The 14,024-nt window shown below is 54.1% G+C and carries 12 protein-coding genes and 1 tRNA gene; all 13 read left to right on the top strand.

The features are described 5' to 3' along the window. Window positions 1-145 precede the first annotated feature (145 nt). Entirely contained in the window at window positions 146-1,132 is a 987-nt protein-coding gene (dusB, locus tag ACFWUL_RS07980; protein ID WP_416176910.1) for a tRNA dihydrouridine synthase DusB, read from the top strand. A 550-nt stretch (window positions 1,133-1,682) separates the two neighbouring features. Beyond that, window positions 1,683-1,850 (top strand): hypothetical protein, encoded by a 168-nt coding sequence (locus ACFWUL_RS07975; RefSeq protein ID WP_416176909.1) that lies wholly within the window; start codon window positions 1,683-1,685, stop codon window positions 1,848-1,850. Between the two features lie 32 nt (window positions 1,851-1,882). Then, complete coding sequence (purE, locus tag ACFWUL_RS07970) at window positions 1,883-2,374, top strand: 5-(carboxyamino)imidazole ribonucleotide mutase (protein ID WP_297019402.1); 492 nt, start codon at window positions 1,883-1,885, stop codon at window positions 2,372-2,374. A gap of 68 nt (window positions 2,375-2,442) precedes the next feature. Beyond that, the gene (locus ACFWUL_RS07965) at window positions 2,443-3,306 is read left to right on the top strand and encodes a phosphoribosylaminoimidazolesuccinocarboxamide synthase (RefSeq protein WP_296099407.1); all 864 of its coding nucleotides are present in this window, start codon (window positions 2,443-2,445) and stop codon (window positions 3,304-3,306) included. A 97-nt stretch (window positions 3,307-3,403) separates the two neighbouring features. Beyond that, complete coding sequence (purF, locus tag ACFWUL_RS07960) at window positions 3,404-4,825, top strand: amidophosphoribosyltransferase (RefSeq protein WP_297019400.1); 1,422 nt, start codon at window positions 3,404-3,406, stop codon at window positions 4,823-4,825. 8 nt (window positions 4,826-4,833) lie between these two features. Beyond that, window positions 4,834-5,892, top strand: a complete 1,059-nt coding sequence (gene purM / locus ACFWUL_RS07955) for a phosphoribosylformylglycinamidine cyclo-ligase (protein WP_297019399.1) — start codon at window positions 4,834-4,836, stop codon at window positions 5,890-5,892. Then, window positions 5,885-6,505 (top strand): phosphoribosylglycinamide formyltransferase, encoded by a 621-nt coding sequence (gene purN / locus ACFWUL_RS07950; protein WP_416176908.1) that lies wholly within the window; start codon window positions 5,885-5,887, stop codon window positions 6,503-6,505. Before purM ends, purN begins: the two co-directional genes overlap by 8 nt. A gap of 40 nt (window positions 6,506-6,545) precedes the next feature. Further along, window positions 6,546-8,090, top strand: a complete 1,545-nt coding sequence (gene purH / locus ACFWUL_RS07945; RefSeq protein WP_416176907.1) for a bifunctional phosphoribosylaminoimidazolecarboxamide formyltransferase/IMP cyclohydrolase — start codon at window positions 6,546-6,548, stop codon at window positions 8,088-8,090. A gap of 14 nt (window positions 8,091-8,104) precedes the next feature. Further along, window positions 8,105-9,382 (top strand): phosphoribosylamine--glycine ligase, encoded by a 1,278-nt coding sequence (gene purD, locus ACFWUL_RS07940; protein WP_416176906.1) that lies wholly within the window; start codon window positions 8,105-8,107, stop codon window positions 9,380-9,382. A 440-nt stretch (window positions 9,383-9,822) separates the two neighbouring features. Further along, on the top strand, window positions 9,823-10,809 hold the full coding sequence (locus ACFWUL_RS07935) for a diaminopimelate dehydrogenase (protein ID WP_416176905.1): 987 nt from the start codon (window positions 9,823-9,825) through the stop codon (window positions 10,807-10,809). A gap of 342 nt (window positions 10,810-11,151) precedes the next feature. Then, a tRNA-Ser gene (locus tag ACFWUL_RS07930) sits at window positions 11,152-11,241 on the top strand. 117 nt (window positions 11,242-11,358) lie between these two features. Continuing rightward, on the top strand, window positions 11,359-12,585 hold the full coding sequence (locus tag ACFWUL_RS07925) for a DUF445 domain-containing protein (protein ID WP_416176904.1): 1,227 nt from the start codon (window positions 11,359-11,361) through the stop codon (window positions 12,583-12,585). Continuing rightward, on the top strand, window positions 12,582-13,862 hold the full coding sequence (locus ACFWUL_RS07920; protein WP_297019366.1) for a DUF445 family protein: 1,281 nt from the start codon (window positions 12,582-12,584) through the stop codon (window positions 13,860-13,862). The genes ACFWUL_RS07925 and ACFWUL_RS07920 overlap by 4 nt, the downstream gene beginning before the upstream one ends. Window positions 13,863-14,024 lie beyond the last annotated feature (162 nt).

Below are 14,024 nucleotides of genomic sequence, written 5' to 3'. Positions count from 1 at the left end.
GAAGCTAGCAGCTAGTAGCTAGAAGCTCCGCACGAATGACTCTACCCATCAGCGTCGCCCCAACAGCTCGATACACTGAAATATTCCATTTTATCCCGCCTTGCCTTGTATGATACAATTATCCTGTTACTGACAGGAGGAAGAAATGCTGGAAAAACCGACAATTGGAAACATTACCCTTGACGGCTGGGCGGTGCTGGCTCCCATGGCGGGAGTGAGCGACCTGGCGTACCGGGTCATTGCCCGGCACATGGGGGCTGCCATGACCACGGCGGAAATGGTGAGTGCCAAGGGACTGTACTATAAAAATGAAAAGACCCGGGACATGCTGGAAATTGATCCCACCGAGCATCCGGTGGCGCTCCAGATTTTTGGGAGCGACCCGGATATCATGGCAGCAGGGGCCATGGAAATGGAAAAGGCCGGAGCCGATATCATCGATATCAACATGGGATGTCCCATGCAGAAGGTGGTGAAAAATGGCGACGGTTCCGCTCTCATGAAGAATGTGCCCCTGGCAGCGGCTATCGTGAAAGCCATGGCAGGCGCTGTCCATGTGCCGGTGACGGTGAAGATGCGGCTCGGCTGGTCCCGGGACACGGAGAACTGCGTGGAACTGGCAGAGGCGGTGGAAGAAGCGGGGGCTTCGGCTATTACGGTCCACGGCAGGACTCGGGAAGATTTCTACACCGGCCATGCGGACTGGAAGAAAATAGGCGAGGTGGTCAGGGCGGTCTCCATTCCGGTCTTTGGAAACGGGGACGTGGTGGACGGTCCTTCGGCAAAGGCGCTCATGGATGAAACGGGATGCGCCGGCGTGGCCATTGGAAGGGCGGCCTGGGGAAATCCCTGGGTTTTTGAGGCTGTGAACCGGTATCTGGAGACTGGGGAAGTCGTACCGCCGCCGAGCTGGGAGATGCGGCTTGCCATGGCCAGGAAGCACCTCCACGGGCTGGTGCTGGAAAAGGGAGAGCACGTGGCGGTCCGGGAGATGCGGGCCCATGCCAGCCGTTATTTCCACGGCCTTCCGGAGGCCGCCGCCCTTCGGCGGGAAATCATGAAGGCCCTCACGGAGGAGGAATTCAACCGGACCCTGGATACCTACGAAGCAACGAAAGGGCTGGTGGAGTGATCTGCAATCTGGGCGGGAGAATGCTGCCAAATTGCGGTTTGTAGAGCTGTTGGAGCGAACGGTTTGGCATGCTTGCGGATAGAGTCACTCGCATGGAGCTTCTAGCTTCTAGCGGCTAGCTGTTAGGAAAGCTGATCCGCCTGCGGCGCTTCTACCCGGTATTTCCGTCAGTCATTCGTGCCGTAGGCTGGCCAGCTTTCCTAGAAGCTGGCAGCTAGCAGCTAGAAGCTCCGCACGAATGACTCTACCCATCAGCGCCAAACCAAACAGCTCGACAAACTGAAATTGGCAGTGCTCTCGCACTTTCCTTCTTCCAGTCCATTTGACCATCATGAGATAAGTATATTTGAAATTAAATTTCTTATAAACCGGTCATTATAATTGTAAAAAGCCCGTATCCTCGAGGACTTCGGGTATTAAAATTTATTGACAAGAGAAAATAGAAATATTAGAATGGTTAAGGAACGTAAGCAATAGAGAGTGCTGTTTGTTATGAGGCTTGTGCATATGGGGCGCAGGCTTTTTTATCTCAACGGGGAGAGGAGTCGCAATGTCTGCTGAAATGATGGTTATTTCCGAAGACATAAGGAAGACGCATGGACTTTTCTGTTGGAATAAATCTCTTTCTATTTGTGTGCTGTATCCGGATGGAAATGATACTCCTTCTGCGGGATTTTCTGCGGCCTCGGGCCGCCCTGCGGAGGGAGCTTTTTATTGAGACGAAGTTCTCAGGAGAAGGAGGAAATCATAATGCATGTTGGTATTGTTATGGGCAGTGATTCCGATTTACCGGTCATGAAGAAAGCCTTCGGCATTCTGGATGAATTCGGGGTCACCTATGACGTCACCATTGCATCGGCCCACAGGACACCGAAGAAACTGGCGGACTTTGTGGCAGCGGAAGAAAAGAAGGGAGTCGGCGCTTTCATCGCCGGCGCCGGCATGGCAGCAGCCCTTCCCGGCGTGGTGGCAAGCCTGACACTGAAGCCGGTCATCGGGGTTCCCCTTTCCGGAGCGAAACTGGATGGCATGGATGCCCTGTTTTCCATTGTGCAGATGCCTTCCGGCATCCCCGTAGCCACGGTGGCCATTGATGGCACAAAGAATGCAGCATTCCTGGCTGTAGAAATCGGTGCAGTTTCCGACCCTGCCCTCCTCGAAAAGTACAGGGCATACCGTGAAAAAGCGGCTAAAGAAATTTATGCAAAAGATGAAAAGCTGCAGGCAGAACTGAAAAAATAAGGACAGCCCTGCTTTTCCAGAGAATTTGTTTACATCATATTTTTATCTGTAAAATAAGGAGATTTCAAATGAAAGAATACAAACCTTTTAAATCCGGTAAAGTCCGCGAACTCTATGATCTGGGCGACAGCCTCGTCATGGTCTGCACAGACCGTATTTCCGCTTTTGATAACATCCTGAAATGCCCGATTCCGGAAAAGGGCGTGGTGCTGAACCGGATGTCCAAGTTCTGGTTCGACTTCACAAAGGATATTGTGCCGAACCACATGATTTCCATCGACACGAAAGATATGCCTGAATTCTTCCAGACTCCGGAATTCGAAGGCCGCTCCATGAAGACCATGAAGCTGAACATGATTCCCGTAGAATGCATCGTCCGTGGCTACATCACCGGTTCCGGCTGGGAAGGCTACCAGAAGGACGGCAAGGTCTGCGGCATCCAGCTGCCGGAAGGACTGAAGGAATGCCAGAAGCTGCCCCATCCGATTTTCACTCCATCCACCAAAGCTCCGGTCGGTGAACATGACCAGAATATTTCCATGGAAGAAGGGGAAGCCTGGGTCAATAAATTCTTCCCGGGAAAAGGCAAAGAATACATGGAAAAGCTGTCTGAACTGACACTGGCCCTCTATAATAAGTGCGCTGACTATGCCCTGGAAAGAGGCATCATCATTGCGGATACAAAGTTTGAATTCGGCCTCGATGAAAAGGGCAATATCGTGCTGGGCGATGAAATGCTGACCCCTGATAACTCCCGTTTCTGGCCGGCAAAGGGCTATGAAGCAGGCCATGGCCAGCCTTCTTACGATAAGCAGTTCGTCCGTGACTACCTGAAGGCTCATCCGGGAGATACGGTTCCCCAGGATATCATCGACAAGACCATCGGCATTTACAAGGAAGCCTATGAACTGCTGACCGGTGAAAAATTCTGATCAAGAGAGAGGAAGGCGCCATGCCTTACATGGGGTGGCATGGTCCTTCCCATGCGGAAAAGCCCCAAATGTTTTATAAAGTCAGGAGAATTCCGTAATGTATAAAAGCATGGATGTTTATGATGACAAACCGCATGAAGAGTGCGGGGTGTTTGGTATTTTTGACCGGGAACTGTCTGCGGTCCATGAGACCTACTATGGTATCTTTGCCCTGCAGCACAGGGGCCAGGAAAGTGCGGGGATTACCGTCTCTGACGGGAAGACCATGGAAACCTTCCGGGGCATGGGACTGGTGACGGAAGTTTTCCATAACCTGCCGGAAAAAGAAGGGCATATCGGTATCGGCCATGTGCGGTATTCCACCACCGGTTCCTCTATCCCTGTGAATGTGCAGCCCCTGCAGGCTGACAGCATTGACGGTCCTATGGCACTGGCCCATAATGGGAACCTGGTGAACACGAAGAATCTCCGGAGACGGCTCCTTATGGATGGCTCCACTTTCTCCACCACCATGGATACGGAAGTCATCATCAAGCTGCTGGCCAGAAGCCGCCGGTCTACGGAGGAAGAGAAGTTCAAGGAACTGATGGCAGAAATCCATGGTGCCTATGCCATTGTGGCCTGTACGAACGATGCCATCTACGGCTGCCGGGATCCCTTCGGCTACCGGCCCCTGGTGCTTGGCAAAACGGAACACGGCTGGGTGCTGGCTTCTGAAACGCCGGCACTCGATGCCATTGATGCGAAATTCGTACGGGATGTACTGCCCGGGGAAATCGTGACCATCGATGACAACGGTGTCCGTTCCACCATGTACTGCCCCGTGGACAGCCATCGCCATGGCATCTGCTCCTTTGAATATATTTATTTTGCCCGCCCCGATTCCATCATGAACGGCCAGGATATTTACCGGGCCCGGCTGAACATGGGACGGAAGCTCTGGGAAGAAACCCATTATGAAGGGGATGTGGTGATGAGCGTGCCGGATTCCGGCAATGTGGCGGCCCTTGGCTACTCCCAGGCCTCCGGCATTCCCTTCGTGGAAGGGCTCCTCAAAAATAAATACATGGGCCGGACTTTTATCCAGCCTGGACAGAAAAAGAGAGAGCGGGCTGTCCGGATGAAGCTGAACCCCATCCGCATGAACGTGGAGGGAAAGGACATTATCCTGGTGGACGATTCTATTGTCCGTGGTACCACCAGCGGCATCATTATCAACCTTCTCAAAAATGCGGGTGCAAAATCGATTAAACTGTGCATCAGTTCTCCGCCTGTCCGGTATCCCTGCTTCTTCGGTATCGATACGGCGGAACGGAAACAGCTGATTGCTGCGAAATATTCTACAGAAGAAATCTGCAAAATGATTGGCGCCGACGCCCTTCATTACCTGTCCCAGGAGGGACTGGCAGAATCCATTTCTGAAATTAAGGCATCGGACATGTGCTTTGCCTGCTTTGATGGGGTATATCCTGAACCGGTTCCCCACAATGGTCTGGGCAGCATGGAAGATGAAGAGTAGGAGGAACCATGAGCGAAAAGAAAAAAGGCCTCACCTATGCGGAAGCGGGCGTTGATATCGATGCAGGGGAAAGGGAAGTAGAACTGATTAAAAAGTCAGTCCAGGCGACCTACATTCCCGGCGTCATGGGCGACATCGGCGGCTTTGGCGGCCTGTTCCGCCTGAAGGACCATATGGGAGAGGATCCCATCCTGGTTTCCGGTACCGATGGCGTTGGCACGAAGCTCCGCCTGGCCATTGAAATGGGAATCCACGATACCATCGGACAGGACTGCGTGGCCATGTGCGTGAACGATGTCCTCGTACAGGGCGCCAAGCCCCTGTTTTTCCTGGATTACATCGCCACAGGCAAGCTGGAACCGGAGCTGATGGCGGAAATCGTCAAAGGCGTGGCCAATGCCTGCATTGAATCGGGCTGTGCCCTCCTGGGCGGCGAGACCGCTGAAATGGCGGGCTTCTATGGCAAGGGAGACTACGATGTGGCGGGCTTCTCCGTGGGCATTGTGGACCGGAAAGACCTGATCACCGGGGAAACGATTGCTCCCGGCGATGTGATTCTCGGCCTGCCATCCACCGGCGTCCATTCCAATGGCTATTCCCTGGTACGCCGCATCATCAGTGATAACGGCCTTTCCCTGGACAAGGTCTATGAAGGACTGGATAAGCCACTGGGCGAAGTACTCCTCACGCCGACCCGGCTGTATCCAAAGCCCGTACTCCCTGTCATTCATGGCACCACGGTGAAGGGCCTTGTCCATATCACCGGCGGCGGTTTCTATGACAACATTCCCCGGGTCCTCCCAAAGGGCACCAGGGCTGTGCTGGATGCGGAAAAATGGCCGCTCCTCCCGATTTTCCCGTTCCTCATGAAACAGGGCGGCGTGGATCCCCATGAAATGTACCGTACCTATAACTGCGGCCTCGGCATGCTGCTCATCCTTTCCCGGGAAAATGCGGAAAAGGCAAAGGAAATCCTGAAGTCCATGGATGAACCGGTCTATGAAGTCGGTGAAATCACGGAAGGAAACCAGGACGTAGTTGTGACAGGTGGTCTTTTCAATGAGTAAGAAACGAATCCTGATCTTTGCTTCCGGCCGCGGATCCAATGCGGAAGCCATCCATGAAGCCACCGTCAATGGCACAGTCAATGGCATTGTGGTAGGGGTCATCTGCGACCACGCCGATGCCCAGGTCCTGAAGCGGGCAGAGCGCTGGGGCGTTCCCACAACGGTGCTGGAACTGAAATCTTTTGAAAACAAGGCAGCCTTCAATGATGCCATCCTGGAGGCCGCACTGTCCTACAAGCCGGACCTCATCTGCCTTGCCGGATATATGAGGATCTGCGGGGAAAACCTGATCCATGCGTTCCCAAACCGGATCATCAATATCCATCCGGCTCTCCTGCCCAGTTTCCGCGGGCTCCATGCCCAGCGGCAGGCGGTGGAAGCGGGAGTGAAAGTGGCGGGATGCACGGTCCATTTCGTGGGCACCGGCCTCGATGACGGTCCCATCATTACCCAGGTGGCTGTGCCTGTTTATGATGACGATACGGAAGAAACCCTTTCTGACCGCATTCTCCAGCAGGAACATCCGGCCTACGTCAGGGCGGTCACCGCGTTCTGCGCAGATAAGCTCAAAATCGACGGCCATCATGTAAGCGGCATGCATGGCAGAAAATAAAAAATTTCTTTCTATTATTTCAACTAAAGGGGGAGTCAATATGGCAATTAAAAGAGCCCTGATCAGCGTCTCCGATAAGACGGGGGTCGTAGAATTTGCAAAGGGACTTCATGACCTGGGCGTGGAAATCATTTCCACCGGCGGTACCATGAAGGCCATTGCCGCAGCAGGCATCCCGGTGAAGTCCGTGTCCGAAGTGACGGGATTCCCGGAAATGATGGACGGCCGTGTGAAGACACTGCATCCTATGATTCATGGCGGCATCCTGGCTATCCGTGATAATCCGGAACACGTGAAGGCCATGAAGGAACACGGCATCAAAGGCATCGACCTGGTGGCGGTGAACCTGTATCCCTTCCGCGAAACCATTGCAAAACCCGGTGTTACCCGGGCAGAAGCCATCGAAAATATCGATATCGGCGGCCCCTCCATGGTCCGTGCGGCGGCAAAGAACTATAAATACGTGACCATCGTGGTGGATCCTTCCCAGTACGGTGAAATCCTGGAACGGATTAAGAACGATACCCTGGATGAAGATTTCCGCCTGAAACTTTCCCGGAAAGCATTCCTCCATACAGGCCTCTATGACTGCGCCATCGCCAATTACCTGACACAGGAAGTGGACGGCAGGAAGGATGTGCTCCCCGACGTATACAGCAAAGCCTTCGTAAAAATCCAGGATCTCCGGTACGGTGAAAACCCGCACCAGAAAGCAGCTTTCTACAAGGATCCTGAAGCGAAGGGCGGCATCGCATCGGCCAAGCAGCTCCACGGCAAGGAACTGTCCTACAACAACATTGTGGACATGGAAGCAGCCTGGGACCTGGTCAATGAATGGGATAAGGACCAGCCCGCCTGCGTTGTCATTAAACATACGAACCCCTGCGGCGCAGCCTTGGGCAAGGATGCCCTGGATGCCTTCACCCGTGCCTTCAATGCAGACAGCAAGTCCGCTTTCGGCGGCATTGTAGCCATGAACCAGATCTGCGACAAGGCTACGGCAGAAGCAATGAAACCGATTTTCTTTGAAGTCGTCATGGCTCCGAAGTTCACCCAGGAAGCACTGGATGTACTGGAAACAAAGAAGAATATCCGCCTCATTGAAGTACCGGCAGCCTTCAAGGATGAACTGCAGCTCCATAAAGTGTCTGGCGGCCTCCTCGTACAGACTCCCGATAACAGCGCTGAAACGAGAAAAGACTGCAAAGTGGTCACCAACAGGGCGCCCACGGAAGAAGAATGGCAGGCCATGGAATTTGCATGGAAAATCGTTAAGCATGTAAAGTCCAATGCCATCGTTCTTACGGGCAAAGATGTGACTTACGGCGTCGGCGCAGGTCAGATGAACCGTGTCGGTTCTGCGGATATCGCCATTGCGGAAGCCGGTGAAAAAGCAAAAGGTTCCGTCATGAGCTCCGATGCTTTCTTCCCCTTCGGCGATACCATCGAAGCAGCAGGCAAAGCGGGCGTAACGGCTGTCATCCAGCCAGGCGGCTCCATCAGGGATCAGGAATCTATTGATATGGCAAATAAGTACGGCATTGCCATGGTCTTCACAGGACATCGTCATTTCCGTCACAGTTAAGAGGGGTTTTCTAAATGAAGGTATTAGTAATTGGCAGCGGCGGCAGGGAACATGCCCTGCTCTGGAGACTGGCACAGAGTCCGTCAGTAACGGAAGTCTATGCTATCCCGGGCAATGACGGCATGACCGATGTGGCCCATTTGATTCCGGTCAAGGGACATGAAGATATCCTGGATTTCGCAAGGCTCATGAAGGTGGACCTCACCGTGGCAGGACCGGAAACGGTACTGGCCGATGGGCTGGCGGACGAATTTGCAGCGGCAGGGCTTCCTTTCTTTGGACCCTCCAAAGCGGCAGCCCGCATCGAAGGGTCCAAGGGATTTGCCAAGGATCTGATGAAGAAATACGGGATCCCCACGGCGGCTTATGAAGTTTTTACGGATGAAGACAAAGCGGTGGCCTACCTGAAGGCCAATAAGAAGTACCCCATCGTTATCAAGGCTGACGGCCTGGCAGCAGGCAAGGGCGTCATCATCGCCCAGACCGAAGACGAAGCAGTGAGTACGGTGAAGGACATGCTGGAAGGCCATTCCTTCGGCGGCGCCGGCCGGTCCGTGGTGATTGAGGAATTCATGGAAGGGGAAGAGGCTTCGGTCCTCTGCTTCTGTGACGGCACCACCGTGGTGCCCATGGTTTCCTCCCAGGACCATAAACGGATTTTTGATGGCGATAAGGGTCCCAATACCGGCGGCATGGGCGCTTATGCACCGGCTCCGGTGATGACGGACGACATGATGGACGAAGTGAAGGTCAAAATCCTTCGTCCCATCGTGGCAGCCATGAAGAAAGAGGGATACCCCTTCAAGGGATGCCTCTATGCGGGACTTATGATTACCGATGAGGGTCCGAAGGTAGTAGAATTCAACTGCCGCTTCGGCGATCCGGAAACGGAAGCGGTGCTTCCCCTCTTCGACGGCGACCTGGCACAGGTCATGCTGGACTGCGTCCATGGCACACTGAAGAAGGAAGAAGTGAAATGGAAGAAGGGCTGCGCCGTAGATGTGGTCCTGGCTTCCGAAGGATATCCGTTTTCCCATTCTTCGGGAGAAGTGATTTCGGGACTGGAAGAAGCGAAAAAGGCAGGATGCCTTGTATTCCATGCCGGGACGACCCGGAAAAATGGAGAATACGTAGTCAACGGCGGCCGCGTGCTGAACGTGGTAGCCCTGGCACCAACCCTGGCCGAGGCAAAAGCCAAAGCCTACGAGGGCGTCTCCCATATCCACTGGCAGGGCATGCAGTACCGCCATGATATCGCTGATAAAGGTCTGAAACATTTGAAAGAAAAATAAGGACAGCTGAATAAGCCGCTGGAAGCGAGATGAGTTTCCAGCGGCTTTTCTGATGGGAGTTGACCAAATTGCGGTTTATCGAGCTGTTGGGTTTGGCGCTTATGGATAGAGTCATTCGTGCGGAGGCTTCTAGCTTCTAGTTCCTAGCTTCTAGGAAAGATCAACAGCCTACGGCACGAATGACTGACGGAAATACCGGGTAGAAGCGCCGCAGGCGGATCATCCTTCCTAGCTGCTAGCCGCTAGAAGCTAGGAGCTCCATGCGCATGACTCTATCCGCAAGCATGCCAACCGCCAAACCCCAACAGCTCGTCAAACTGAAATTGGTAATCACAAACAGTTGGCCAAGTCACTTTCAGCTATTTCCTTTTTCCAAAGCCTGTTGTATAATCTACATATCTTTATTAGTAGATATGTAGATTTGATAAAGGAGAACCATTATGGCTATCAGAATTGGAATTATGGGATATGGCAATATCGGCAGGGGCATTGAAAATGCACTGGCCGACAATAAGGATATGGAACTGGCAGTGGTCTTTACAAGAAGGGATCCTTCCACCGTGAAGATCCGGACCGCCGGCGTGCCGGTGGTGTCTGCAGCGGATGCGGAACAATGGAAAGATAAGGTGGATGTGCTGGTACTGGCCGGCGGTTCTGCTACGGACCTGCCCCGCCAGACACCGGAGTATGCGAAGGTTTTCAACGTCATCGACACTTTCGATACCCACGCCCACATTCCCCAGCACTTTGCTGCGGTAGATGAAGCGGCAAAGGCCGGTGGCAACGCAGCCATGATTTCCGTAGGCTGGGATCCGGGCCTCTTCTCCCTGGCCCGTCTTTTCGGCCACGTGATTCTGCCGGAAGGGAAGGACTATACCTTCTGGGGCCGCGGAGTGTCCCAGGGCCATTCTGATGCCATCCGACGCATTCCGGGCGTGAAAAACGGCAAGCAGTATACCTGTCCCGTGGAAAAAGCGCTGGACGCAGTGAGGAGCGGTAAAAATCCGGATCTCACCACCCGGGAAATGCATACAAGAGAATGCTATGTGGTGGCAGAAGAAGGGGCCGACAAGGCAGCCATTGAAAGGGCCATCAAAACCATGCCGAACTATTTCGCCGACTACGACACCACGGTCCATTTCATCTCGGAAGAGGAATTCAATAAAAACCACCAGGGCCTGGCCCATGGAGGCTTCGTATTCCGCACCGGAAAGACGGGGGCAGATAAAGAACATTCCCATGTCATGGAATATCGGCTGAAGCTGGATTCGAATCCGGAATTCACCACCCACGTAGTTCTGGCCTATGCAAGGGCTCTCTACCGTTTTGCAGAGGAAGGTAAAAAGGGCTGCTTCACGGTATTCGATGTACCGCCGGCATATCTCTCGCCCCTTTCCGGAGAAGATCTCCGGGCTCATGTACTGTAAGAGAAAGGACTATTGCGGTTTGTCGAGCTGTTGTATCGTGCGCTGATGGGTAGCGTCATTCGCACGGAGCTTCTAGCTGCTAGCTGCTAGCTTCTAGGAAAGCTGGCCAGCCTACGGCACGAATGACTGACGGAAATAACGGGTAGGAAGCGCCGCAGGCGGATCAGCCTTCCTAACAGCTAACCGCTAGAAGCTAGCAGCCCCGTGTGAGTGACTCTACACGCAAGCATACTAATCGCCAAGCCCTAATAGCTCGACAAACTGAAATATCGCAAAATGCCTCTATCCATCCCCTTGACAACCGGCCGTCCTATAGTGTAAACTAATCTAAGTCAGCTATGTGGAGCGATACTCAAGTGGCTGAAGAGGACGGTTTGCTAAATCGTTAGACCGGTTTCCGGTGCGGGAGTTCGAATCTCCCTCGCTCCGCCACATGAAAGCGTCGAATTGTTCGGCGCTTTTTTATTTTGCCCCCATGCCATGGATTCCGGCATATAAGGTATAATAAACAGGAAGACAATATAAGGAATATAAGGAAGGTGGGGGACCATGAAAAAAAAGACACTGGCCGATGGCATCCTGGCCGCTTCGGCAGCAGCGGCGCTGGTATCGGCGCCTCTGATGGATGTGAGCCCTCTGTGGGGAGGGATTTTTCACGTGTCCTTCGCCGCCACGGTGGCAGGTTTTGCAGACTGGTTCGGGGTGACTTCCCTTTTCCGCAGGCCCTTTGGCATCTCCTGGCGGACGGACCTCATTTCCCGGAGCCGGGACAAGATCGTGGCTATGGCCCGGGACATGGTGATGGAGGAACTCCTCACAGAGCGGCGGATGAAGGCGCTCCTCGTGGAGCACACCGCTTCTTCGGTGGTGGAGGGATGGATTGAAAAGAACCGCGGCGGCGTAAGAAAAATTCTTTATGATGCGGCCATGGTCATCCTGTCGGTGGTAGACAAGGACTGGCTCTGGCAGGTGAGCGGCGGAAACCTGGCCCGTCTCTCGGAGTCCCTGGACTGGGCGGGCTATCTTTCTTCTGTCATGCAATCCTTCCGCAGTTACGAAGGCCGGGATGAACTCCTTTCCGTCCTGGCCGGGGAGGTCCGGTCTTTCCTGCAGGATGAGTTCACCCTGGAGGAGGTACGGAAAATCTACCTTTCCGCCTGGGAAAGGTATGAGGAAACGGGATGGTTCAATTTCCATCGGATTTTCAGAAATGTGATGAAAGACAGGGAAGAGGAAATGGTGGCCCTGGTGCGAAGCAAAATCATTTCCCTTGCCGATACGCTGACGGACCCGGAAAGCGATACCAGCCGGGCCATCGGAGAAAAGTACGATGAAATCGCAGAAAAACTGGCATCCGATGGAACATGGAAACGGCGGCTGAATCACTTCGTGGTCGGACAGATCCAAAGAGGCCTTTCCGGTAAGGGAAAAGAAATATTTGACCGCCTCTGGGACGGGAAGCAGGAAGAGCTGGCTTCCTATATGGCAGATACGGTGCTGTCCCTGGCAGACGAAATGCTTCGGGACGAGAAAAAACGGCGGACCTTCGATGCCTTCCTGCTCCACCGCATCCTGCCCCATGTGGGAGAAATCCATGACATGGTGGGAAAGGTGGTCGAAAAAAGGCTGGACCGCTACGATGGACCGGCCATGGCGAAACTGGCGGAAGAGGGGGCCGGGGAAGATGTGGCTATGATCCGCATCAACGGTTCCCTCTTCGGTGCCGTGCTGGGACTTCTCTTCTATGCAGCCACAGCGGTGGGAGGTACCCTATGAAACGATACAGAACGGCCAACCGCATCCTGGCGGTGTCCTTACTTCTCTTCCTCTGCGTACTGGCCCTTTCCTTTGCGGGTTCCTTCCGGGAAGAAAAGTGGTTTTCCATTCTATATTTCCTGGCCCAGTCCTGCTTCATCGGCTGCGTGGCTGATTTCATTGCCGTGGAAGCCCTGTTCCGGCGGCGGTTCCACCTGCCTTATCGGCCTATTATTCCTGCCAACCGGGAGCGGATTATCGGGAAAATGAAAGATGTGAACAATACCCTCCTTTCCCGGGAAAACCTGCTGAGAAAGGTAGAAACCCTTTCCGTTACGGATATGGCCCATCGCTGGCTCTTTGGACAGGAAGGGCGGCAGGAAGAAATGGAAAGGAAACTGGCGGAAAAGGCGGCCCGGGCATTGGTGGATTTCGTAGAAAACAACCGGGAAGAAGCGGGGGCTTGGGTGAGGAAAGAGGCAGAAAAGCGGATTTCCGCCTTCTGTTCCTACGCCAAAGGCCGGCTCCTTACGGAAATGCACCGGGAGGAATGGCTGGACCGGCTGCTCCTTGCGGCGGAGGACCGCCTGTCCCGGGCAGAAACGAAAAGACAGATCGCCGCCTATATGAAAGAAAAGGGGGACAGTGAGAAAAAAGGATTCCTGGGGACCATCGGCTACTGGCTGGGCAGGAAAACGGGGGCCATCGACTATGAGGCCCTCACCGATGCGGCAGTGGAGGCGCTGCTGGAAGAAATGAAAACCTGGGAGGACCGGGACAACCCCTTCCGCCGGCAGCTTCTTGCCCGGTGGGACAGCATGGTCCGAGCCTTCCTGGAGGAGGAAACTACGGAAAAGGCACTGGCCGCCTTCGGAACGGCCCTGTTTGATGCGTTCCCGGTGGAAGAGAAAATCGGGGAAGCGGCGGAGACCTTCTGCACCGAGTGGGGCCGAGGTGGCAGTTTCCGGAATAAACTGGTCCCCAAACTGGCCCTGGCCATCCATCGGGGCGTCCTTTCCATGGAAGGAAACGGCGCACTGAAAGAACGGGTGGATGCGTTTGCCCGGGGTCTGCTGACGGAGCTCATTTCCTACGAACATGGCTTCTTCTCCACGGCCATCCTGGATGTGCTGAAGGGCTTCAGCGATGAGGAACTGAATGAATTCGTGGAGTCCAAGGTGCACCACGAGCTGGAGGGCATCCGCATCAACGGCGCCATCGTGGGTCTCCTGGGGGGATGCCTTTTCTACCTCTTCCTCACGTTCCTCTGGATCCCGCTGGTGAGAGGCTTTTTCTGAGCAGTAAGCCAATTTCAGTGTGTCGAGCTAATGGGGTGACGCTGGTGGAGAGAGTCATTCGTGCGGAGCTTCTAGCTGCTAGCTCCTGGCTTCCAGAAAAGCTGGCCAGCCTACGGCACGAATGACTGATGGAAACAGGTAGGAAGCGCCGCAGGCGGATCA

The organism is Dialister sp. (genome assembly GCF_047832375.1).
In the GTDB taxonomy this organism is placed as follows: Bacteria; Bacillota; Negativicutes; order Veillonellales; family Dialisteraceae; genus Dialister.
This window is presented reverse-complemented; position numbering and strand designations above follow the sequence as displayed.

Excerpts from the sequence above, each read along its gene's own strand:
- dusB (WP_416176910.1), top strand. The coding sequence starts at position 146 with ATGCTGGAAAAACCGACAATTGGAAACATTACCCTTGACGGCTGGGCG.
- ACFWUL_RS07975 (WP_416176909.1), top strand. The coding sequence starts at position 1,683 with ATGTCTGCTGAAATGATGGTTATTTCCGAAGACATAAGGAAGACGCAT.
- purE (WP_297019402.1), top strand. The coding sequence starts at position 1,883 with ATGCATGTTGGTATTGTTATGGGCAGTGATTCCGATTTACCGGTCATG.
- ACFWUL_RS07965 (WP_296099407.1), top strand. The coding sequence starts at position 2,443 with ATGAAAGAATACAAACCTTTTAAATCCGGTAAAGTCCGCGAACTCTAT.
- purF (WP_297019400.1), top strand. The coding sequence starts at position 3,404 with ATGTATAAAAGCATGGATGTTTATGATGACAAACCGCATGAAGAGTGC.
- purM (WP_297019399.1), top strand. The coding sequence starts at position 4,834 with ATGAGCGAAAAGAAAAAAGGCCTCACCTATGCGGAAGCGGGCGTTGAT.
- purN (WP_416176908.1), top strand. The coding sequence starts at position 5,885 with ATGAGTAAGAAACGAATCCTGATCTTTGCTTCCGGCCGCGGATCCAAT.
- purH (WP_416176907.1), top strand. The coding sequence starts at position 6,546 with ATGGCAATTAAAAGAGCCCTGATCAGCGTCTCCGATAAGACGGGGGTC.
- purD (WP_416176906.1), top strand. The coding sequence starts at position 8,105 with ATGAAGGTATTAGTAATTGGCAGCGGCGGCAGGGAACATGCCCTGCTC.
- ACFWUL_RS07935 (WP_416176905.1), top strand. The coding sequence starts at position 9,823 with ATGGCTATCAGAATTGGAATTATGGGATATGGCAATATCGGCAGGGGC.
- ACFWUL_RS07925 (WP_416176904.1), top strand. The coding sequence starts at position 11,359 with ATGAAAAAAAAGACACTGGCCGATGGCATCCTGGCCGCTTCGGCAGCA.
- ACFWUL_RS07920 (WP_297019366.1), top strand. The coding sequence starts at position 12,582 with ATGAAACGATACAGAACGGCCAACCGCATCCTGGCGGTGTCCTTACTT.